General features: G+C 71.4%; 14 protein-coding genes and 1 riboswitch. Of the genes, 7 read left to right on the plus strand and 7 right to left on the minus strand.

Annotation, left to right across the window (positions count from 1 at the left end; all coding sequences use genetic code 11):
• Window positions 1–33: 33 nt before the first annotated feature.
• On the minus strand, window positions 34–939 hold the full coding sequence (locus tag MKP15_RS14840; protein ID WP_240213240.1) for a UDP-2,3-diacylglucosamine diphosphatase: 906 nt from the start codon (window positions 937–939) through the stop codon (window positions 34–36).
• A complete protein-coding gene (locus MKP15_RS14845) occupies window positions 936–2648 on the minus strand; it encodes a lysophospholipid acyltransferase family protein (RefSeq protein WP_240213241.1) in 1713 nt (570 codons plus the stop codon). The genes MKP15_RS14840 and MKP15_RS14845 overlap by 4 nt, the downstream gene beginning before the upstream one ends.
• A 221-nt stretch (window positions 2649–2869) precedes the next feature.
• Between MKP15_RS14845 and metK the strand changes: the two genes are divergently transcribed.
• Window positions 2870–4105 carry a methionine adenosyltransferase gene (metK, locus tag MKP15_RS14850; protein ID WP_161613813.1) on the plus strand — a complete coding sequence of 412 codons (1236 nt, stop codon included), beginning with the start codon at window positions 2870–2872 and terminating at the stop codon, window positions 4103–4105.
• A gap of 131 nt (window positions 4106–4236) precedes the next feature.
• Complete coding sequence (locus tag MKP15_RS14855) at window positions 4237–4740, plus strand: acyl-CoA thioesterase (protein WP_240213242.1); 504 nt, start codon at window positions 4237–4239, stop codon at window positions 4738–4740.
• A gap of 76 nt (window positions 4741–4816) precedes the next feature.
• On the opposite strand, the gene MKP15_RS14860 is transcribed toward MKP15_RS14855, so the two are convergent.
• The 3 genes from MKP15_RS14860 to MKP15_RS14870 all read right to left on the minus strand — a co-directional run bounded on the left by MKP15_RS14860 (window position 4817) and on the right by MKP15_RS14870 (window position 13499).
• Window positions 4817–7744 (minus strand): serine/threonine-protein kinase, encoded by a 2928-nt coding sequence (locus tag MKP15_RS14860; RefSeq protein ID WP_240213243.1) that lies wholly within the window; start codon window positions 7742–7744, stop codon window positions 4817–4819.
• Window positions 7745–7785: 41 nt separating this feature from the next.
• Window positions 7786–10497, minus strand: a complete 2712-nt coding sequence (gene ppc, locus MKP15_RS14865) for a phosphoenolpyruvate carboxylase (protein ID WP_161613811.1) — start codon at window positions 10495–10497, stop codon at window positions 7786–7788.
• A 497-nt stretch (window positions 10498–10994) separates the two neighbouring features.
• Window positions 10995–13499 carry a prolyl oligopeptidase family serine peptidase gene (locus MKP15_RS14870; RefSeq protein ID WP_240213244.1) on the minus strand — a complete coding sequence of 835 codons (2505 nt, stop codon included), beginning with the start codon at window positions 13497–13499 and terminating at the stop codon, window positions 10995–10997.
• A gap of 105 nt (window positions 13500–13604) precedes the next feature.
• Window positions 13605–13711, plus strand: a riboswitch (S-adenosyl-L-homocysteine riboswitch).
• A 32-nt stretch (window positions 13712–13743) separates the two neighbouring features.
• On the opposite strand from MKP15_RS14870, the gene ahcY reads away from it, so the two are divergent.
• Together ahcY and MKP15_RS14880 are read left to right on the plus strand one after the other, a co-directional pair.
• A complete protein-coding gene (ahcY, locus tag MKP15_RS14875) occupies window positions 13744–15189 on the plus strand; it encodes an adenosylhomocysteinase (RefSeq protein ID WP_104939586.1) in 1446 nt (481 codons plus the stop codon).
• Between the two features lie 171 nt (window positions 15190–15360).
• Complete coding sequence (locus MKP15_RS14880; RefSeq protein ID WP_240213245.1) at window positions 15361–16575, plus strand: GNAT family N-acetyltransferase; 1215 nt, start codon at window positions 15361–15363, stop codon at window positions 16573–16575.
• A 3-nt stretch (window positions 16576–16578) separates the two neighbouring features.
• Here MKP15_RS14880 and MKP15_RS14885 read toward each other — a convergent pair whose 3' ends face one another.
• Window positions 16579–17133, minus strand: a complete 555-nt coding sequence (locus tag MKP15_RS14885; protein ID WP_240213246.1) for a DUF3228 family protein — start codon at window positions 17131–17133, stop codon at window positions 16579–16581.
• Between the two features lie 546 nt (window positions 17134–17679).
• Between MKP15_RS14885 and MKP15_RS14890 the strand changes: the two genes are divergently transcribed.
• The 3 genes from MKP15_RS14890 (at window position 17680) to MKP15_RS14900 (ending at window position 19991) form a co-directional block, all read left to right on the plus strand.
• Complete coding sequence (locus MKP15_RS14890; protein WP_240213247.1) at window positions 17680–18438, plus strand: hypothetical protein; 759 nt, start codon at window positions 17680–17682, stop codon at window positions 18436–18438.
• Window positions 18439–18533: 95 nt separating this feature from the next.
• Window positions 18534–19364 (plus strand): methylenetetrahydrofolate reductase [NAD(P)H], encoded by an 831-nt coding sequence (gene metF / locus MKP15_RS14895; RefSeq protein ID WP_161613806.1) that lies wholly within the window; start codon window positions 18534–18536, stop codon window positions 19362–19364.
• A 51-nt stretch (window positions 19365–19415) separates the two neighbouring features.
• The gene (locus tag MKP15_RS14900; protein WP_240213248.1) at window positions 19416–19991 is read left to right on the plus strand and encodes a DUF4124 domain-containing protein; all 576 of its coding nucleotides are present in this window, start codon (window positions 19416–19418) and stop codon (window positions 19989–19991) included.
• Here MKP15_RS14900 and MKP15_RS14905 read toward each other — a convergent pair.
• Window positions 19981–20934, minus strand: a complete 954-nt coding sequence (locus MKP15_RS14905; protein WP_240213249.1) for a Nudix family hydrolase — start codon at window positions 20932–20934, stop codon at window positions 19981–19983. The genes MKP15_RS14900 and MKP15_RS14905 overlap by 11 nt on opposite strands.
• Between the last annotated feature and the right edge of the window lie 574 nt (window positions 20935–21508).

Below are 21508 nucleotides of genomic sequence, written 5' to 3' on the forward strand. Positions count from 1 at the left end.
CCGCCACCGTGAGGACGCAGCATGCAGGCCAGCTCAGGCGGCCCGCGCCTGTGGCGCGCGTGGCGGCAGCCACGCCAGGCTGCGCCCGGCAGGGTCGAGCAGGCGCAGGCTGCCGTCGTGATCCTCGGCCAGGGCGGTGAGGCTTTCGACCCAGTCGCCGTCGTTGGCATAGACCAGGCCATCGCGCTCGACCAGCGCGGCCCGGTGGATGTGGCCGCAGACGATGCCGTCCAGGCCACGGCGGCGCGCGTCGTCCAGCCCGGCCTGCACGAAACGCTCGATGTAGCGCTCGGCCGCGGCGCTGCGCCGCTTGAGGAACTCGGCCAGCGACCAGTAGCGCAGCCCGACCCGCTGGCGCAGCACGTTGAGCAGGCGGTTGCCGGTGAGGATGCGGTAGTAGAGCCAGTCGCCCACGCCGTACTGCAGATGGGTGAGAACCCGACGCCCGCGGCCTTGGGTCGAGGGGGCGATCGCATCGCCGGCATCGGGCGATGCGATGGGGGAAGTCGCCGCGCGCGTCGGCATCGGCAGGTGCCAGCGCGTCGCGCCGTCGTAGTCGTCGCCGTGCACCACCAGCAGGCGGCGGCCATCGGCGGTGACGTGGATGGCACGCCGCCGCACCTGCATCGCCGGCAGCATCAGCCCGCAGGTCCGGCGCAGCGGGGCGTCGTGGTTGCCGGGGATGTAGATGATCGCGGTGCCGGCGCGGCGCAGCCCGTGCAGCGCCTCGACCACCGCGTTGTGCGCCGCGTTCCAGCTGGCGCGCCGCTGCGCCAGCCACCACAGGTCGACGATGTCGCCGACCAGGTACAGGCGTTCGCAGCGCAGCGTGGACAGGAACCGCGCCAGCTCGGCCGCATGGCAATGGCGCGCGCCCAGGTGGGTGTCGGAGATGAACACCGCGCGCCGGTACGGCAGCAGCGGGGTCGGCGCGCTCATGCCGGCACCCCGGCGTCGCGCAGGTAACGCCGGCGCTTGTGCGGGCGGATCGCCTGCAGGTCCACTTCGATCAGGCCGTCGATGGAATCGCTGAAATCCGGGTCCACGCCGAACGCCAGGAAGCGCGCGCCGCCCGGCTCGCACAGGTCGGTGTACTGGCGGTAGAGCGTGGGCACGCTGGTGCCCAGCGCGGCCAGGTTGGCCTTGAGCACCTCGAACGCGGCATCGGCATCCATGTCGCCGAAGCATGGCGGCGCGGCGAAGTACTGGAACGGCCGGGTCGACTCGACCAGGCCGTGGCCGCCGCCGTAGTAGCGCTGGTAGTACGCGACCAGCTGTTCGCGCGCCTCGCGCGGCAACGCCGCGCTGATCGATACCGCGCCGAACAGGTAGCGCACGCCCGGCTGGCTGCGCAGGTAGGCGCCGATGCCCTGCCACAGGTAATCCAGGCTGCGGCTGCCCCAGTAGTCGGGCACCACGAAGCTGCGGCCCAGCTCCATGCCCTCGGCGATGCGCGGGATGGCATCGTCGGCATAGCGGAACAGCGCCGCGGTATAGAGCCCGGCAAGGCCGCTGCGCGCCAGCGCCTGGGCGCCGCGCATGATGCGGTAGGCGCCGGCGATGCGCTGCTGCGCCGCATCCCAGACCACGATGTGCTGGTACAGCAGGTCGAAGTCGTCCAGGTCGCGGCTGCGCCCGGTGCCCTCGCCGACCCGGCGGAAGGTCAGCTCGCGCAACCGCCCCAGTTCCAGCAGTAGCGGCGAGCCGGCGGCGCAGCGTGCCAGCCGGATCTGCTTGCCGTCGCCGGTCTGGCCGAGCAGGTCGGCGGCCTCGATCTCCGCCGCGACCCGCTCGGCGGCGATCGCCGCGGCCAGCGGTTCGGGCCCGTCGACGGCGGCGCCCGCCGGCGCGTCGTCGGCACCGAGCGCGTACAGCGCGCGCCGTACCGCCTGCAGCTGCAGCGCCGGGTCCAGCGCGGGGTCCAGGTGCAGGGCCTGCCCCACCCACAGCCGCAGCGGGCGCCCGCGGCGGGCGAACATCTCGCGCGCCAGCAGCGCGGTGCCGGCCGGCTTGAACAGCGCCGAGGCGCCGTAGAACAACGCCGAGTTGCGCGCCTGCACCCGCACCGGCAGCACCGGCGTGCCGGTGGCGTTGGCGAAGCGCACGAAGCCGCGGTTCCAGCGGCCGTCGCGGATGCCGCGCAGCGACAGCCGCGACACTTCGCCGGCCGGGAACACGATCACGCACTGCTCGGCCGCCAGCGCCTGCTCCACCGCGCGCAGGCTGTCGCGACGCGCGCGGCCGCCCAGGATCCGTACCGGCAGCAGCAGCTCGCGCAGCGGCTCCAGGTCGGCCAGCAGGTCGTTGGCGATGATGCGCACGTCGCGCCGCACCTGGCCCACCGCGTCCAGCAGCGCCAGCGCGTCGAGCGCGCCGGAGGGGTGGTTGGCGACCACCAGCAGCCGCCCGCGGGCGGGGATCCGCGCCAGCGCGCCACGGTCCAGCTGGTAGCGGCTGCCCAGGAAGTCCAGCGCGGCCTGGACAAAGGCGAGGCCGCGGCGCTCGCCGTTGTGGCGCAGGAACGCCTGCACCTGGTCCAGCCGCGACCAGCGCCCCACGCTGCGCAGCAGCGGCCGCGCCAGGCGCCCGCGCGGGCCATGGAACCACTCGGGATAGCGCTGCTGCAGGCGTTGCTCGATCTGGTGCATGGCGGTGGTCCGACGGCCCGGTTGGCCGGCAGCCTGCGCCCGCCAGGCGGCAGCGCGGTTGCGGTTTTGCGGCAGTTCGGTGACGCCCGGCCGCGGGCGGCGGGCTGGGTGAACCGGTTTATTAACCGGATGGCAACAACCGGCCCTGCACTATTCCCGGGGTGCCCCGGCCGTGTATCATGCGCGGCTATCTTTTCATCCGCATACAGGGATACAAGCTCATGTCCAGCTATCTCTTCACTTCCGAGTCGGTCTCCGAAGGCCATCCGGACAAGATCGCCGACCAGATTTCCGATGCGGTGCTGGACGCGATCCTCACCCAAGACAAGCGCGCCCGCGTCGCCTGCGAAACCCTGGTCAAGACCGGTGCGGCGATCGTCGCCGGCGAGGTCACCACCTCGGCCTGGGTCGACATCGAAGAGCTGACCCGCAACGTCATCAACGCGATCGGCTACGACAACTCCAACGTCGGCTTCGACGGCCACACCTGCGCCATCATCAACATGCTGGGCAAGCAGTCGCCGGACATCGCCGCCGGCGTCGACGGCACCGACAAGAAGGCCAAGAAGCCGGAAGAACAGGGCGCGGGCGACCAGGGCCTGATGTTCGGCTATGCCTGCAACGAAGCCCCGGAATTCATGCCGGCGCCGATCTACTACTCGCACCGCCTGGTCGAGCAGCAGGCCAAGGTCCGCAAGAAGAAGAACTCGCCGCTGCCGTGGCTGCGCCCGGACGCCAAGAGCCAGGTCACCCTGCGCTACGGCCAGGATGGCAGGATCGAGGGCCTGGACGCGGTGGTGCTGTCGACCCAGCATGACCCGGGCGTGAAGCAGAAGGACCTGATCGAGGCCGTGCGCGAGCACATCCTCAAGCCGGTCCTGCCGAAGGCGTGGCTGGACGCGCTGCCGAAGAACAAGGTGCACATCAACCCGACCGGCATCTTCGTGATCGGCGGCCCGGTGGGCGACTGCGGCCTGACCGGCCGCAAGATCATCGTCGACACCTACGGCGGCATGGCCCGCCACGGTGGCGGCGCGTTCTCCGGCAAGGATCCGTCCAAGGTCGACCGCTCGGCCGCCTACGCCGCCCGCTACGTGGCCAAGAACGTGGTCGCCGCCGGCCTGGCCGACAAGTGCGAAGTGCAGGTTTCCTACGCCATCGGCGTGGCCGAGCCGACCTCGATCTCGGTCACCACCTTCGGCACCGGCAAGATCGCCGACGCGCAGATCGAGAAGCTGATCCGCGCGCACTTCGACCTGCGCCCGTACGGCATCATCAAGATGCTCGACCTGATCCACCCGATGTACCAGCAGACCGCCGCCTACGGCCACTTCGGCCGCAAGCCGAAGGAATTCTCGTACGTCGACGGCGACGGCAAGACCCAGAACGCCACCGCGTTCTCCTGGGAGAAGACCGACCGCGCCGAAGCGCTGCGCAAGGCCGCCAAGCTCAAGTAAGCCCGGCCCGGCAGGCGTTGACCGGAAAGGCCGCCCGCACGGGCGGCCTTTCTGTTTGCGGGCAGCGGCCGGGGGTGCATCCGGCCACCGCGCCGGGTTAGCCTGCGGTTCCCCCCTTCGCGCCAATGCCCATGTCCGAGCCCACGTCCCACCAGTTGTCGATGACCGTGCTGATGACCCCGGACATGGCCAATTTCTCCGGCAAGGTGCATGGCGGCGCGGTACTGCGCCTGCTCGACCAGGTGGCCTATGCCTGCGCCAGCCGCTACGCCGGCAATTACGTGGTCACCCTGTCGGTGGACCAGGTGATGTTCCGCCAGCCGATCGCGGTGGGCGAGCTGGTCACCTTCCTCGCGTCGGTGAACTACACCGGCACCTCGTCGATGGAAGTGGGCATCAAGGTGGTGGCCGAGGACATCCGCCAGGGCAGCGTGCGCCACGCCAACAGCTGCTTTTTCACCATGGTCGCGGTGGACGACGACGGCAGGCCCACGCCGGTGCCGCCGCTGCAGCCGGCGACCGGCGACGAGAAGCGCCGCCATGCCGCCGCGCAGATCCGCCGCCAGCTGCGCCAGGACATGGAGCAGCGCCACCGCGAGCTGCTCGGCAGCAGCGCCACGGCCACGGCGCCCTAGCACCGCGGCGCCCGCGCCCGCGGGCGTGCCCCACCAACCGGAGCGCGGCGTGGCGTCTCGCGCCTGCCGCTTCGCGTCAGCGGCCGCCGGCCGCGGCGATCACCTCGCGTGCCTGCTCGCGGACCGAACGCATCCCGGCATCCAGCTGCGCGGGGTCACGCTTCAGCAACGGGTCCAGGTAGCGGGTGCGCAGCGCGGTCGCATCGTCCACGCGTTGCATGCGCTGCAGCAGCCGACACAGGCGCGCGGCGGTTTCGATCGTGGGCGACGCCTCGGCGCCGAGTTTGCGCGCGCGCAGCTCCAAGGCCGTCGCGTAGGCCGCGCGCGCCGGCTCCAGCCGGCCCAGGGCCAACAGGATGTCGGCATTCAGGCTCCAGGTGCCGGCGATGATCGGGTGGTCCGGCGCGAGCGTGCGGCGCTGGCCCTCGAGGCAGCGCTGCGCATGCGGCAGCGCCTGCGCATGGCGCCCCTGCCGGTGCAGCAGGCTCGCCAGGCTGCCCTGCGCCAGCAGGGTATTGGGATGGTCCGGACCGCGGTGGCGCAGGTGCGAATCCAGCACCGCCTGCTGCACCCGCAGCGCCTGCGCCATGAATTCGGCGCGCGCGGCCGGGTCGTCGGCCAGCATGGCACGCTTGTTCAGCACGCCGACCAGGCCGGTCATCGGCGAGACGGCCTGGGCGCTGTCTTCGCCCTGTTGCTGGCGCCGGTAGTCGATGACCCGTTCGATCTCGGCCTGGACCCGGGCCAGCGCCGCGTCGTCGCCGGCCAGCGCGAAGCCATTGATCGCCACCAGGTAGCGCGCCGACACCGTGTCCGGATGGTCTTCGCCGTAACGCTGCGCCAGCACGTCGGCGGCGTTGCGAGCCAGGGCCTGCGACTGTTCGAACTGCTTCTGCTCGCGCAGCAGCTTGGCCTGCACCAATGCCACGTACAAGGTATCGCGATGCGTCGCCCCGAGCGCACGCTGGTACAGCGGCAACAGCGCTTCGGCCTCCGGCCCGGCCTCGGCGCGCCGGCCGGCCTGGATCAACGCATCGATGCGGTAACGACGCAGGCGCAGCAGGCGCTCGTCGCTTTCCGGCAGGGCGCTGCCGACACCCGCGCGGATCGCGTCGTAGGCGGCGATGGCATCGTCGAAGCGGCCCTGGATGATCATCAGGATGGCGCGCCCCAGTTCGGCCTCCAGCCGCTGCGGATCGCTCATCGGCCGTGCCGCGGTGGCGGCGTGCACCTGCGTATACAGGCGCTGCGCCTCGTCCGCGCGCCCAAGGGTGACCAGCACCCCCGCCAGCGCCAGTTCCGTTGACAGCCGCTCCGGGCTGTCCGCTGCCAGCGCCTGCCGCTGCTCCAGCACCTGCCGCAACTGTGCCTCGGCGCTGACGTTGCTGCCGATGGCGTGCAGCACGCCGGCCAGCGATTGCCGCAACTCCGCCGCCAGCGCGGCGTCGTCACTCACCTCGTTGCCGATCCGGTCCAGCGCGTGCGCCACCACGTAGGTCTCCAGCGCATCGCGGGCCAGATCGGTGGCGCCACGCGCGGCCGCGGCATCCACCAGCTGCAGCACCTGCGGCGAGGCCAGTTGCCCACCGGCGGCGGCGTCGGCCTTGAGCAGCATGTCCTTCTGCGCGGCGGCCAGCGAGCGCCCCATTGCCTGGATGTCGACGCTTTCCAGGCTGCTGCGCTGGAAATCGACGATCCGCTGCAGCTCCCGCCCGCGGCGTTCGGCCAGCGCCTGCTGCGCTTTGGCCTCGCGCAGGGCCAGCACCGAGGCCAGCAGCCCGCCCAGCACCGACAACAGCACCAGCGCCGCGGCGGCCAGCGGCCAGGCATTGCGCCGCAGCAGGCGCCGCATGCGATACCCGCGTTCGCCGGCGCGGGCGCTGACCGGGCGGTGCTCCAGGTACCGGCGTAGGTCCTCGGCCAGCGCCGCGACCGAGGGGTAACGGCGGTCAGGCTCCTTGCGCAGCGCCTTGAGCACGATGGCGTCGATGTCGGCCGGCACCGCGCGCCCGCGCCGCCGTGGCGCACCGTCGGCGCGCAGCCGCCGGCTTGGCGGCGGCACGTCGGTATTGGCGATGGCGTTGTACAGGCCGGCCGGATTGTCGATGTCGGAGAACGGCAGCTGGCCGCAGACCAGCTGGTACAGCACCGCGCCCAGCGAGTAGACGTCGGTGGCGGTGGTCAGCGGCTGGCAGGCGAGCTGCTCGGGGCTGGCGTAGGCCAGGGTGAGGGCATGCTGGCCGGTACGCGTATCGCCGGCCGCCGCGCTGTCCTCGTCGATCAGGCGGGCGATGCCGAAGTCCAGCAACCGCGGCTGGCCGCGCGCGTCGACCAGGATGTTGGCCGGCTTGAGATCACGGTGGATGACCAGGCAGCGGTGCGCCTCGGCCACCGCTTCGCAGATCCTGACGAACAGCGCGATGCGCTCGTCCAGCGGCAGCCGCGCGGCGTGGACGTCCACGCGCTCGCCCTCGACGTATTCCATGGCCAGGAACGGGCGGCCATCGGCGAGAATGCCGCCGTCGAGCAGGCGCGCGATGCCCGGGTGGTCCAGCCGCGCCAGCAGTTCACGCTCGCGGGCGAAGCGCGCGCGCAGTTCCTGCGACGCCTCGGCCACCGGGTTGAGCAGCTTCAGCGCGACCTTCTGCACGAAGCCGCCGTGGCTGCGTTCGGCCAGGTACACCACGCCCATGCCGCCGGCGCCCAGGCGCTGCAGCAGGCGGTATTCGCGGCTGGCGTCGGCCGATGCCTCCTGGCCGCTGAGGTCCTGCCCCGGGTCGGGCGGCGGCAGCCCCGGCGAACGGCACGACACCACCAGCGTCTGGTCGGCCTCCATGCCGGCGAGCAGCGCCCGCGCCTCCTCGGCCAGCGCTGCATCGCCGGCCGCCTCGCGTTCGATCAGCGCCTCGCGGGCGCTGCCCTGCAGGTCCAGCGCCTGCAGCACGATCTGCTTGACCCGGTGGTAACGCGTCGCGTCGCCACTGCTCCCCTCGCCTTCGCGCATCGTCCCCATTCCCCGTTCACCTCCCCGTGCGGCGGATCCCCTCAGCCGGTATTCTGCACCCCCTGCGATACCCCGTTCACGCAGGCCACCAGCGCGCGCAGCAGCGCGTCGTCCTCGCGGCCACTGTGACGCCAACGCTGCAGCAGGTCCACCTGCAGGGTGCTGATCGGGTCGATGTAGGGGTTGCGCAGGCGGATGGACAACGCCAGCCGCGGATCGTGCGCCAGCAGTTCCTGCTGCCCGCCCAGGCGCTTGACCCAATGCGCGGTCAGCGCCAGTTCTTCGCGGATCACCGGGAAGAAGCGGTCATGCAGCGGCCCGGCCAGGCGCGAGAACTGCTCGGCGATGTGGATGTCGCCCTTGCTCAGCACCATCGCCATGTCGTCGAGGAAGGTGGCGAAGAACGGCCAGTCGTGCGCCATCTCGCGCAGCCGCTCCTCGTGCCCGGCGTCGGCGGCCGCCTGCAGGCCGCTGCCGACGCCGAACCAGCCGGGAATCACCGCCCGCGCCTGGCTCCAGGCGAACACCCACGGGATCGCGCGCAGGTTGGACAGCGCCGCGTCCTGGCCGAGCCGGCGCGACGGCCGCGAACCCAGGGTCATGCGCTCGATCACGTCGATCGGGGTGGCGGTGCGGAAGTACGCCATGAACTGCGCATCGCCGACCAGGTCGCGGTAGCGGCGCGCACTCGCGGCCGCGACGGTGTCCATCACCGGCGTCCACTGCGCCTCGCGCGGTTCGGCCGGGCGTGGCCGCAGGCTGGCGCGCAGCACCGCGCCGGCCGCCTGCTCCAGCGAGCGCAGCGCCAGCGCACGGATACCGTACTTGCGGTGGATCACCTCGCCCTGCTCGGTCACCCGCAGGCGGCCGTCGATGCTGCCCGGCGGCGAGGCGTCGACCGCGTGCGTGGTCTTGGTGCCGCCGCGGCTGATCGAACCGCCGCGGCCGTGGAAGAAGGTCAGGCGCACGCCATGCGCGGCCGCCACCGCCAACAGCTCCACCTGCGCCTGCTGCAGGCCCCAGCGCGAGGCGGCGATGCCACCGTCCTTGCCGCTGTCCGAGTAGCCGAGCATCACCATCTGCACGTCGCCGCGCGCGGCCAGGTGCGCGCGGTACACCGGGTCGCCCAGCAGGTCGCCCAGGGTCGCGGTGCCATGGCGCAGATCGTCGACCGTCTCGAACAGCGGCGCGATGTCCAGCGGCACCGCGCCGCGTTCGTCGACCAGGCCGCCGCGGCGCGCCAGCGCCAGCACCGCGAGCACGTCGCCGCGGTCGTGGGCCATGGAGATGATGTAGCTGCCCAGCGCGTCGGCGCCGTGCCGGGCGCGCGCGTCGGCCAGCGCCGCGAACACCTTGTCCAGCCGCTGCCCGGCCTCGTCGTCGCCGCGCGGCAACACCGCCTCGCCGGCGGCATAGGGCGACAGCAGCCGCGCCCGCGCCGCGGCGTCCAGTGCCTCGAATGCCGCCTGCCCGCCCAGCACCTCGGCCAGCGCGCGCGCGTGCACGCTCGATTCCTGGCGCACGTCCAGCCGCGCCAGGTGGAAGCCGAAGGTGCGCACCCGCCACAGCAGGCGCCGCACCGAGAACCAGCCGGCGTGGCGGCCCTTGTTCGCGTCCAGGCTGTCGAGGATCAACTGGATGTCGTCCACCAGCTCATCCGGGGAGCGGTACGCGCCCTCGGCATCGTCGAGCGTGGCCTGCAGGCGGGCGCGCATGCGGTCGTTGAGCAGGCGGTAGGGCATGTCGGCGTGGCGCGGGCGCGACTGCACCTGCGGCAGCAGCGCGCGGTACGCGTCCACCCGCGCACGCACCGCCTCGCTCACCCCGACCAGCTCGGTGGACTGGCTGAGCAGGCTGGCGAGCTTGAGCAGATCCTTCTGGTAGAGCTCCAGGACCGCGGCGCGCTGCGCATCCAGGGTGGCGGCGATGGTGGTCGCGTCGACGTTGGGATTGCCGTCCATGTCGCCGCCTACCCAGGTACCGAAGCGCACCAGCCGCGGCAGTGGCAGGGTGCGGCCCCAGGTGGCGAGCAGCGCCTGTTCCAGCGATTCGTAGAACACCGGCATCACCCGGTACAGCACCCGGGTGAGGTAGAAGCCGACGTGCTCGCGTTCGTCCTCCACGCTGGGCCGCACCGGCGAGGAATCGGCGGTCTGCCACGAGGCGGTCAGCGCCATGCGCAGGCGCGCGGTGTCGGCGGCCTGTTCGCCCGGGGTGCGCTGGCCGTCGAGGTTGTCCACCAGGCTGGCCACCATCAGCTGCTCTTTTTCCAGCAGCGCGCGGCGCACCGCTTCGGTGGGGTGGGCGGTGAACACCGGTTCGATGTCGATGCGCGGCAACCACTGCGCCAGCTCTTCCAGGGTCACGCCCTGCGCCTTGAGCTGCTGCAGGGCGTCCTGCAGGCCTTCGGGCTGCGGACGCTTGGTGCCGGCGCGCTGGTAATCGCGGCGGCGGCGGATGCGGTGCACGCGCTCGGCGATGTTCACCACCTGGAAATAGGTGCTGAAGGCGCGTACCAGTGCCTCGGCCTGGCGCGGCGTGCGCCCGGCCAGCTGCGCGCTGAGCGTGGCCAGCGGTGCCTGGCTCTCGCGGCGCGCGATCGCGGCGGTGCGCACGTCCTCCACCTCATCGAGGAACGCGGGCGAGACCTGTTCGGAAAGGAGGTCGCCGACCATCGCGCCGAGGCGACGGACGTCGTCGCGCAGGGGCAGGTCGGGGGTGGCGAAGACGACGCTGCTGCGGTACTCGTTCATCCAGGAACCGGAACCTCGGAAGCGGGAACGGTCCCAAGCCTAACTGAAAAAACCCACGCTTTTTGCAGTGCATCAATGGCGAAAATGGTTGCATCTGCATGTTGTCCAGCGGCTGTCGCTGCGGACATCCAGCGGGCGCCGCGAGCGTCCGGCAAGGGACAGCCGATGACGTGCGCCACGACCCAGCCGCAAGCAGGAGCGTGCCGCTGCAGGCGCCACCGTCGGCGGAAGAGTGCCGCGCGCCAGCGGCGCGGGCGCGGCGCAGGGCAAGCCGGAAGCAGGCCCATGCAGCACGTTGCGGGACATGCGGCGACCCCGCGCATCGCGGGCGGGTACCGGCCAGCCGCCGGCACGCCGCGGGGGGACCGCGGAAACCGCACCCGGGCAAGGGGTGCGCGAAGGCACGGGATACGGCGGGGCGCACATGCCCCACGGCCCGGACCGCGGCCGTGGGGCATGTGCGCCAGGCGCTGGCGCGTGCCGGCCTGCGCCCGCGCTTAGCGCTTGCCGCCCTTGGCCGGGGCCGCCAGCCAGCGGTCCAGCCAGTCCTCGCTCTCGGCCAGCATGGTCATGATCGACTCACGCGCACGGTAGGCATGCGATTCGTTGGGCAGCATCACCAGCCGCGCGTTGCCGCCCAGGCCCTTGACCGCGGCGAACATGCGTTCGCTCTGCATCGGGAAGGTGCCGGAGTTGTTGTCGTCCACGCCATGGATGAACAGGATCGCGTCCTTGATGTCGCCGGCGTAATTGAACGGCGACATCTTCAGGTAGGTGTCCTGCGCCTGCCAGTAGTTGCGCTCCTCGGCCTGGAAACCGAACGGGGTCAGCGTGCGGTTGTAGGCGCCCGAGCGGGCGATGCCGGCCTTGAACAGGCGCGTGTGCGCCAGCAGGTTGGCGGTCATGAACGCGCCATAGGAGTGGCCGCCGACGGCGATCCGGTCGCGGTCGGCCACGCCGCGGCGCACCACCTCGTCCACCGCCGCCTGCGCGCTGGCCACCAGCTGCTGCACGTAGGTGTCGTTGGGCTCGGCATCGCCCTCGCCGACGATCGGCATGGTCGGGTTGTTGAGCACCACGTAGCCCTTGGCCAGGAACGCCTGCGGGCCCCAGTAGCTGATCGCGTTGAACCGGTGCGGGGAACCGGTGACCTGGCTGGCGTCGCCAGCGGATTTGAACTCGGCCGGGTAGGCCCACATCAGCAGCGGGCGCGGGCCGTCCTTCTTCGGGTCGTAGCCGGGCGGCAGCAGCAGGTCGGCGGTGAGCGCGACGCCGTCGTTGCGGGTGTAGCGGATCTGCTCCTTCTTCACCCCGCGCAGCTGCGGCAGCGGGTGCGCGTTGCGGGTCAGCGCGACCGGCGCGGCATCGCTGCCGAGGGCGCGGCTGTACAGGTTGGACGGTTCGTCGTTGGACTCGCGGCTGAACAGCACCCGCGGCGCATCGCCGTCTATCACCGCCACCGGCGCCTCGTAGTACGGCGCCTGCGAATGGAACAGGCGTTCGGCCTTGCCGCTGTCCAGGTCGATGCGGTCCAGGAACGGGCGGTCGCCCTGCGCCGAGGCACCGTCGCCGACGCGATAGTAGCCGCGGCCATCGGCGGTGAACTGCAGGCGCGCGCGGCCGCTGTCGTCGGGCTGCAGCAGCGGCTCGCCCGGGTCGGCATAGCGGTCGTCGCCGGAGCGTTCGGACAGCAGCTGCGGCGCCTGTTGCGGCTGGTCCGGGGCGATCTTCCACTCGCGGACCTGGCGCGTCTTCCACCAGTACTCGCTGAGCAGGGCGACGTCGCCACGCCCCCAGGTGATGCCGGCATAGCGCGCGGCCAGCCGCGCCAGCGTCACCGGCGGCCGGTCGAACGGCGCGGCCTGCACCAGCACCGCGTCGCGGATCGCCGCGTCGCGCGCCGGGTCGCCGCCGTCCTGCGCCTCGGCCCAGACCAGGGTGGCCGGTGCGTCGGCGCGCCAGGCGATCGAGCGCACCCCGGTCGGCACCGCGTCGTTGCCGGTCGGCAGGCCTTCGACCAGCGGCAGCTTCGCCACCGTGTGCGCGACCCGGCCCTGCGCGTCCAGCACCTCGATGCGCCGCGGGAAACTGCCGACCGGCACCGCATAGGAGAACGGCCGCTCCACCCGCTGGCTGAGCAGGTAGTTGCCGTCGGGCGACGACGACAGCCCCAGGTACAGCCCCGGCATGCCCAGCGGGCGGCTTTCGCCATTGATCGCCACCCGCACCGGCTGCGCCTGCAGGTAGTACTCGAACAGGCGCGCGTCGTGTTCGTTCTTCAACAGGTCCTGGTAGGTGCGCACCGAGCGCACGCCCCGGCCCGCCTCGGTCTGTTGCACCGCCGGTCCGCTCGGGATGCCGTCGCCCACCGGCGCGGCGCCCTGCCCGGCCGGGCGCTGCATCACCAGCAGCGCGTCACCGCCCGGCAGCCACGCATAGCCGTTGCCAACCACCGAGTTCAGCCGCTCGGCCACGCGCCGCGCGCTGCCCGCGGCCACGTCCACCAGCCACAGCTCGTTGCTGCCGCTGGCCGGGTCCACCTGGTTGAAGGCCAGGTACTTCTGGTCCGGCGACCAGGCCAGCGAGGCCACCGACAGCGGCTGCGGCAGGCCGCTGATCTGGCGCTCCTTGCCATCCACGGTGGAAATCAGCCACAGCCGGCTGCCGAACGAGAAGCGGCTGTCGGAAAAGGTCTTCGGGTTGATCCGCAGGCCGGCCAGCTTCAGCTCCGGCTGCGCCACCTGGGCGATGGACGGCAGCGGCGGGGTCTGCAGCATGGCCGCCAGGTCGCGGCGCGGCGACAGCCGCAGGCTCGGCGCACGCGGGGCGTCCACCACCGCCTGCAGCGCCGCCGACGGCAGGCGGTAGCCGGTGGCGTCACTGGCGGCGGTGCTGGCGGCCGGGGCGGCCGCCAGCAGCGGCGGCACGGCCAGCAGCAGGCCGGCGCACAGCACCAGCGCCGCGGACGCGCGGCGGGTGCGGCGGGAAGCGAACATCGTCATGGCAATCCTCTCTGGGCGGTTTCAACCGCACACGTTAACAATCCCCGGCCGCCGGCTCCCCTGCCTTTGGTTGGTCAGGGCCCCCGCGCGATATAATCGGCGCCCCCGTCCGAGGGGCGCTGCGACCGCCGTGTGGAGTCCCCCGCAAGGGCCGGACCGGCACGGCGGCCAGGCTCGGACGGCATGGCATGCAACAACGGCGCCCGGCGAACGCGAGCCTGCTCGCACCACACCGGAGCCTTACATGAACGCTGTTGCAAAGACCTTCTCCCAGGAAGGCGACTACAAGGTCGCCGACATCTCGCTGGCCGACTGGGGCCGCAAGGAAATCGACATCGCCGAGCACGAGATGCCCGGGCTGATGGCGATCCGCCGCAAGCATGCCGCCGCGCAGCCGCTCAAGGGCGTGCGCGTGACCGGCTCGCTGCACATGACCATCCAGACCGCGGTGCTGATCGAAACGCTGAAGGACATCGGCGGCGACGTGCGCTGGGCCTCGTGCAACATCTTCTCCACCCAGGACCAGGCCGCCGCGGCCATCGCCGCCACCGGCACCCCGGTGTTCGCGTGGAAGGGCGAGACCCTGGAGGAATACTGGGACTGCACCCTGGAAGCGCTGACCTTCAAGGCAGCCGACGGCACCCTGCTGGGGCCGGAGCTGGTGGTCGACGATGGCGGCGACGTCACCCTGCTGATCCACAAGGGCTACGAGCTGGAGAACGGCAGCGACTGGGTGAACACCCCGTCCGGCTCGCACGAGGAACAGGTCATCAAGAACCTGCTCAAGCGCGTGCACGCCGAGCGCCCGGGCTACTGGACCCGCGTGGTCAAGGACTGGAAGGGCGTCTCCGAGGAGACCACCACCGGCGTGCACCGCCTGTACCAGCTGGCCGAAGCCGGCACCCTGCTCGTCCCGGCGATCAACGTCAACGACTCGGTCACCAAGAGCAAGTTCGACAACCTGTACGGCTGCCGCGAGTCGCTGGCCGACGGCCTGAAGCGCGCGATGGACGTGATGCTGGCCGGCAAGGTCGCGGTGGTCTGCGGCTATGGCGACGTCGGCAAGGGCTCGGCGCACTCGCTGCGTGCCTACGGCGCGCGCGTGATCGTCACCGAGATCGATCCGATCTGCGCGCTGCAGGCGGCGATGGAGGGCTTCGAGGTCAACACCCTGGAGTCCACCCTGGGCCGCGCCGACATCTACGTGACCACCACCGGCAACAAGGACATCATCCGCATCGAACACCTGAGCGCGATGAAGGACCAGGCCATCGTCTGCAACATCGGCCACTTCGACAACGAGATCCAGGTCGACGCGCTGAACGGCTACGCCGGGGTGAAGAAGATCAACATCAAGCCGCAGGTGGACAAGTACGTGTTCCCGAACGGCAACGCGATCTTCCTGCTGGCCGAGGGCCGCCTGGTGAACCTGGGCTGCGCCACCGGCCACCCGAGCTTCGTGATGTCCAACAGCTTCGCCAACCAGACCCTGGCGCAGATCGACCTGTGGGCCAACAGGGACAGCTACAAGGCCGACGTCTACCGCCTGCCGAAGAAGCTGGACGAGGAGGTCGCGCGCCTGCACCTGGAGAAGATCGGCGTCAAGCTGACCACCCTGACCCAGGAACAGGCCGACTACCTGGGCGTGCCGGTCGACGGCCCGTTCAAGCCGGAGCACTACCGCTACTGACCGGCGCGCCGGTCATTGCGGGGAACACCACGACGGGCGCCGCGAGGCGCCCGTCTGCTGTTCCACCCTGCAGCACGCTGCACTTCACGGACACGGAGCAGGTGGCGATACTTGCGTCCCCGGGGGGCATGCAGACGGCCCGCCCATCCTTCATCGGCACGGAGCCACGGCATGCCCATCCTGTCCATCGATCTCGCCTGCCGCCATCATCGGGACATCGGCATTGCCTTGCTTGATCGAGACACGCAGTGCGCACGGGCCCGTTTCCTTGACGCCGCTCTTCCCGGAACGCCCGATCCGGACGTCCTTGCCGAGTACATATCCAACCTAGCAGGCGAGCTTGGCGCGACGTTGCTGCTGATCGACGGCCCACAGGGCTGGAAGAGCCCCGGCAACGAGCTGCCACATTCGCGGGTATGCGAGAGGCGGTTGAATACGCCGGCCAAAACCGGCCTGCCCGGCAACGTAAAACCCGCTGCCTACGGCACCTTCGTACAGTTCTCGGTAGCGTTCTTCGATGGACTCGAACGCCGGGGTTGGCCACGCCTGCGAGAGCCGGGGAGAACGTCCGGCGTCGCGATCGAAACATTTCCCCATGCCGCTTGGCGCTCACTCGGCCTGCAATCGCTTCCGGCGAAATCGAAAACGACTCCCTCGATCCTGCAGGATCGCCGGAATGCCCTTCTCTCCGTTTTCCCCACGTGGTTGGAAGCCGAGCCGAACCACGACCAACTGCAGGCGCTGGTCGCCGGCTATGCGGGCCTGGCTATGGCTCGGGGCGACACGCAGGGTTTCGCCCTGGCCGGGGAGGCCCCATTCCTGCTCGATGGCGCCTTTCGCGAGGGATTCATCGCGACGCCCCTGCGCGGGCGCATGGCCATCAATCCGCAGGCCGGACATGCCGCCGACCCGAAGGACGAAACAATCCCAGCGATCCACGAAATACCGTCCGCCGATGCGCCGCTGGCGCTGCTCCTGCTGGCCGACCCCTCGGAACGCAAGGTACGCGGCTACCTGCCGGGCGCACGCTGCTTCGCCGCCCGCATGGACGGCGCCATCGCCGGCATCTGCGCGGTCGTGCCGCTCGCGCAGGGCAGCCACGAGCTGATGAACATCGCCGTCGATCCGGCACGCCAGCAGCGCGGCATCGGCGCGCGGCTGCTGGCCCACGTGATCGACACGTATCGGCGCGAAGGTGCGCAGCGGCTTGAAGTCGGTACCGGCACCTTCGGCTACCCGCTCGCGTTCTACCAGCGGCAAGGCTTCCGCGTGTTCCAGGTGGACCGCGACTTCTTCCTGCGCAACTACGACGAAGCGATCGTCGAGGACGGCATCCAGCATCGCGACATGCTGCGCCTGGCGCTCGACTACCGGCAGGAACGCTGAGCCCTACCGCCAGTTCGCGTTCGCCTCCCAGAACGCGACCGCACGCCGGTACGCATCGCGGTCGATGGGCACGCCCGAGCCGCCCTCTTCCACGCCCAGCGCATTGCGCATCATGGTGATCGGCGCCATCGGGATTTCCGCCGGCTCGGCGGTGTACAGGCAGCCGACCACGCCCCAGTCGGCGTCGATCGGCGCGCCTTCCTTGGCCAGCTGTTCGCGGCTGTAGAGGATGACGACCAGGTACTCGGCCACCGGCGGCTCCACGCCCTCGAACCAGCGCACCAGCACCGGCAGTTCCTCGCGCGTGCGCGCCTCGTAGGCCGAGCGCAGCAGGTGGCGGTTGGCGTCGGTGACCGGCACCGTCAGGCAGCGGGTGGAGGTCCAGTTGCGGTGCACGTGCAGCTTGCAGAACGGCGCGTAACCGTCGAGCACCTGCAGCGGCGGATGCGTGTTGAGATGGCGCTCGAACTGCTCGGGGGTGCAGTCGCGGATCGTGTTCGGGCGCGGCGTGCGCGGGAACAGGCGGGTACGGGCGAAGGGGGTGAGGAAGATCGACATGGCCGGGACGTTCGGAAAACCCGGCCATTGTCGGCCATCGCGCCACGGCCGCGCACGCCGGCGCAGGCGCGGGTGCGGGTGCGGGATGCGCGGGCTGATCGACGCAGGGCGCACGCACCCGCGAGCGCAGAGGCCATCCCGATCAGGCCCACGCGCGCCCGGGTTGCGACGGAGGGCGGCGGACGCCGTGGTGGGCACTGGCGCCCGGCATGCCGGCGATCGGTGGGAGCCAGAGGACGCCGCGTTCCACCGTCCGCACGGGCGATGGCAGGCAGCAACGTGGACCGAGCTGTGCGGGCGGGGTCCCCGGCACGGCCCGCTCTTTGCCTGGCTGGGGTTGCCGGCCGCGCCAGGCGGCACATTGGCGCACCGCGCGCGCCGGCCCCGTCGGTGCCGTCCGCGATGACGGCGGGGCCGCCCGCGCCGCCGATGACCGCGGCAATCCAGCCGGCTGCGCGTCGCCGCACGGCAGGAAGGAGCTTCCGACAGGCCTCCGACTCCGGCCCGCGCATCGTCGCATTGCCGCCTTCACACCGGACCACCGCCATGCACAGCCACGCCGCTCCGGGCGACAGCAAGGTTCCCGAGGTCACCCTCGCCTTCTGGGTCACCAAGATCCTCGCCACCACGCTGGGCGAGGTGGGCGGCGACGCGGTCACGATGTCGATGGGCCTGGGCTACCTGGCCGGCACCGTGCTGTTCGCCACGGTGTTCGCCATCGCCGTGGCCGTGCAGATCCGCGCCAGCGGCTTCCGTCCCTGGCTGTACTGGGCGGCGATCATCGCCAGCACCACGGTCGGCACCACCCTGGCCGACTATGTGGACCGCTCGCTCGGCATCGGTTACAGCGGCGGCAGCAGCGTGCTGCTGGCATTGCTGCTGGGCACCCTGTTCTGCTGGCAGCGCAGTACCGGCAGCGTCTCGGTGGCCGACATCGGCTCGCGCCGCAGCGAGTTGTTCTACTGGCTGACCATCACTTTCTCGCAGACCCTGGGCACCGCGCTGGGCGACTGGGCGGCCGATACCCAGGGCCTGGGCTATGCCGGCGGCATGCTCCTGTTCGGTGGCCTGCTGGCGCTGGTCGCGGCGCTGCACCTGGCGACCCGCCTGCCCAAGACCCTGCTGTTCTGGGCCGCCTTCATCCTCACCCGGCCACTGGGCGCGGTGGTCGGCGACTTCCTCGACAAACCGCTCGATCACGGCGGGCTCGCGCTGAGCCGCTATGCCGCTTCGCTGGTGCTGCTGGCGGCAATCGTGGCCTGCATCGCGCTGCTGCCGCAGCGCGCCGCGCGCCGGGCCCACTGAACCGCGCGCACGAGCGCCCGGTGACAACAGAAACAATTGCACATCCATCTTGATAGAGAGATATAATCCCGACCAAGCCCACTCACCGCCCCGCCATGACCGCGCTCAGCTTCGAGTTCTATCCGCCCAAGACCGATGACCAGCGCGCGCAGCTGGACCGCACCGCGAGCAGGCTCAAGGCGCATGCCCCCGAGTACGTGTCCTGCACCTTCGGCGCCGGCGGCTCGACCCTGAGCTATACCTCCGAGACGGTGCGCCACCTCAACCAGCACCATGGCCTGCAGGCGGCGCCGCACCTGTCCTGCGTGGGCGGCACCCGCGAGGAGATCCGCGAGCTGCTCAAGCTGTACCGCGCCATCGGCGTGCGCCGCATCGTCGCCCTGCGCGGCGACCTGCCCTCGGGCATGGGCTTTCCCGGCGACCTGCGCTACGCCTCGGAACTGATCGCGTTCATCCGCGCCGAGCACGGCGACGCGTTCCGCATCGAGGTCGGCGCCTATCCGGAAACCCACCCGCAGGCCAGCGACGCGCTGGCCGACCTGCGCCATTTCAAGGCCAAGATCGACGCCGGCGCCGATGCCGCCATCACCCAGTACTTCTACAACGCCGACGCGTACTTCCAGTTCGTCGATGCCACCCGCAGGCTGGGCGTGGACGTGCCGATCATTCCCGGGGTGATGCCGATCTCCAACTTCAGCCAGCTGCGGCGTTTCTCCGAGCAGTGCGGTGCGGAGATCCCGCGCTGGATCGCCAAGCGCATGCAGGCCTACGGCGACGATGTCGATTCGGTGCGCGCGTTCGGCGCCGACGTGGTGGCGGCGCTGTGCGAACGGCTGATCGCCGGCGGCGCGCCGGCGCTGCACTTCTACACGCTCAACCTGGCCAGGCCGACCAACGCGGTGCTGCAGCGGCTCGGCCGCGGCTGACCCGCCAGCGGCTGCACATCCCGTCACGCGTGGCCGGGTTAGGCTTGGCCAATGCGCGCGCTGCCACTCCTGCTGCTCCCTGCCGCCCTGTGGGCGGGTGCCGCGCAGGCGCAGCAGGTCAACCGCTGCACCGACCCGCAGGGGCGCACGGTGTACGGCGACAGGCCGTGCGAGGCGATGGGCGCGCGCGCGCGGCTGCTGCCCGAGGCGCGGCCCGCCGGCGCCAGCGGCCTGTACCGCGACAGCTGCGCACGCCGGCTCAGCGAGGTGGTGGCGCAGATCCGCGCGGCGATGGACGCGCGCGACCCGAACCGCCTGTCCGGCATCTATGCCTGGGGCGGGCTGTCCAGCGCCGAGGCCACGCGGGTGATGGACCGCCTGGACGGCATCGTGCAGCGTCCGCTGGTCGACATCGCACCGGTGTTCCCGCGGGACCCGGAGCTGCTGCCGGAAGGCGAAGGCGGCGCGGCCGCCGCCGACGCCCCGCCCATGTTCGCCGAGGTGCCGGCGCGGCGCCCGCGCCCGGTCGCGCTGCGCCTGGAACAGACCCTCGCCGGCGGCACCACGCCTTCGCGCACGCTGCTGAAACTGCGCCGGCAGTACAACTGCTTCTGGATCAGCCTGTAACCGGCTGCGGCCACAGCGCGCGGATCGCGGCCACGCCCTGTGCGCCATGCCGGCGCGCGGTGCCGATGTCCGCGGCGGCCAGGCCGCCGATGGCGTAGATCGGCAGCGACACCTGCTCGCGCAGCTGTTCGAATGCCGCCCACCCCAACGGGGCCGCCCCCGGGTGGCTGGCGGTGGCCTGCACCGGGCCGAGCACGGCGAAGTCGCAGCCCAGGCGCTGCGCGGCCTGCAGCTGCGCCAGGTCGTGGCAGGAGGCCCCGACCAGCAGGCTTTCCGGCAACGGCCGTTGCTGCAGCTGCTGCAGCTGTTCGCTGCCCAGGTGCACGCCCACGCCCAGCTCCCGGGCCAGCGCGATGTCGCGGTTGAGCAGCAGCTCGGCGTGGCGGCCGACGCGGTCCACCGCGTCGCGGGCCAGTGCCACGCGGTCGCCGGCCTGCGGTGTGCGCAGCTGCAGCCGGCGGATGCCGGCGTCCACCGCGGCCTGCACGCCCTGCAGCCAGGCATCGCCGCCGGCCGAGGGCTCCGGCGTGACCAGGTAACGATCGGCCTGGCGCAGCGCGGCCACCACCGGCAGGTCCGCCGGCGGCATCGAGTAGCGCCCGAGCCGGTCGGGCGCCACCCAGGTGATGGCCTGCCCCTCGCGCCCGCGGGCGTTGCCCTTCCAGCGCTGCACCTGCCGCACTTCCAGGCGCAGGCGCTTGTCCGGGTAGAGCTGCGGCACGTCCATCAGCCAGTCGCCGACCTCGGCCTCGATGCCCAGCTCCTCGTGCAGTTCGCGCGCCAACGCCTGCTCGGAGGTCTCGCCCGGCTCGCGCTTGCCGCCCGGGAATTCCCACAGCCCGGCCATGTCGCTGGTGCCGTTGCGGCGGTTGAGCAGGATGCGGCCACGCGCGTCGGTGATGACGGCGGCCACGACATGGATCGAGCGCAGGGAGGAAGTCATGCGCCGAGCATGCCGAAAACCCCGAGCCGGGCGCAATCGCCTGCCTGCGTGCAGTTCCGGCCTGGGCGCCCGTCGGGAAGGCCCCGTGCGGGGCGAGCCCCGCACCAGCGTTCCAGAGGTGTACGCCCCTATCGATTGACTGCCGGCGCCCATCGGGATCGCGCCTGCAGGCGGCTCCCTGGGTCGGCGACGCTACCGCGCGAAGCGCGACCGGCGACGCCGGCCCGAAAAGCGGGCCGCATGCGGGGACGGGTCAAGGTGCGAGGGAGAGCGTGGCCTGCCTATTCGGCACCGCAATGCAGGCCAGCCGGACGCCTGGTGCGCCGCCCTGATCCGGAGAAGAAGAAAAGAACGGGGCCATGCCTTGCGGCGCAACATGGAGCAACCGCGCGCAGCGATGGTGTGTCGCGGCCAATGGCCGGCATTGCGGGTATCCACCCGATGAGGAGCCCCCCTTGGTAAGGGGGGCGCGCCGAAGGCGCGGGGGATCGGGGATAAGGACCGTGTACCCATGATCCGTGCAACGGATCATGGGTGTGTAGCCCGCTGCGCGGGCTACACCACGGTCAACTCA

Source organism: Stenotrophomonas sp. Y6 (assembly GCF_022436665.1).
GTDB classification, from domain to species: domain Bacteria; phylum Pseudomonadota; class Gammaproteobacteria; order Xanthomonadales; family Xanthomonadaceae; genus Stenotrophomonas; species Stenotrophomonas acidaminiphila_A.

Bases quoted from the DNA above. Each gene is read 5' to 3' on its own strand.
- MKP15_RS14840 (WP_240213240.1), bottom strand. From the start codon at position 939: ATGAGCGCGCCGACCCCGCTGCTGCCGTACCGGCGCGCGGTGTTCATC.
- MKP15_RS14845 (WP_240213241.1), bottom strand. From the start codon at position 2,648: ATGCACCAGATCGAGCAACGCCTGCAGCAGCGCTATCCCGAGTGGTTC.
- metK (WP_161613813.1), top strand. From the start codon at position 2,870: ATGTCCAGCTATCTCTTCACTTCCGAGTCGGTCTCCGAAGGCCATCCG.
- MKP15_RS14855 (WP_240213242.1), top strand. From the start codon at position 4,237: ATGTCCGAGCCCACGTCCCACCAGTTGTCGATGACCGTGCTGATGACC.
- MKP15_RS14860 (WP_240213243.1), bottom strand. From the start codon at position 7,744: ATGCGCGAAGGCGAGGGGAGCAGTGGCGACGCGACGCGTTACCACCGG.
- ppc (WP_161613811.1), bottom strand. From the start codon at position 10,497: ATGAACGAGTACCGCAGCAGCGTCGTCTTCGCCACCCCCGACCTGCCC.
- MKP15_RS14870 (WP_240213244.1), bottom strand. From the start codon at position 13,499: ATGACGATGTTCGCTTCCCGCCGCACCCGCCGCGCGTCCGCGGCGCTG.
- ahcY (WP_104939586.1), top strand. From the start codon at position 13,744: ATGAACGCTGTTGCAAAGACCTTCTCCCAGGAAGGCGACTACAAGGTC.
- MKP15_RS14880 (WP_240213245.1), top strand. From the start codon at position 15,361: ATGCCCATCCTGTCCATCGATCTCGCCTGCCGCCATCATCGGGACATC.
- MKP15_RS14885 (WP_240213246.1), bottom strand. From the start codon at position 17,133: ATGTCGATCTTCCTCACCCCCTTCGCCCGTACCCGCCTGTTCCCGCGC.
- MKP15_RS14890 (WP_240213247.1), top strand. From the start codon at position 17,680: ATGCACAGCCACGCCGCTCCGGGCGACAGCAAGGTTCCCGAGGTCACC.
- metF (WP_161613806.1), top strand. From the start codon at position 18,534: ATGACCGCGCTCAGCTTCGAGTTCTATCCGCCCAAGACCGATGACCAG.
- MKP15_RS14900 (WP_240213248.1), top strand. From the start codon at position 19,416: ATGCGCGCGCTGCCACTCCTGCTGCTCCCTGCCGCCCTGTGGGCGGGT.
- MKP15_RS14905 (WP_240213249.1), bottom strand. From the start codon at position 20,934: ATGACTTCCTCCCTGCGCTCGATCCATGTCGTGGCCGCCGTCATCACC.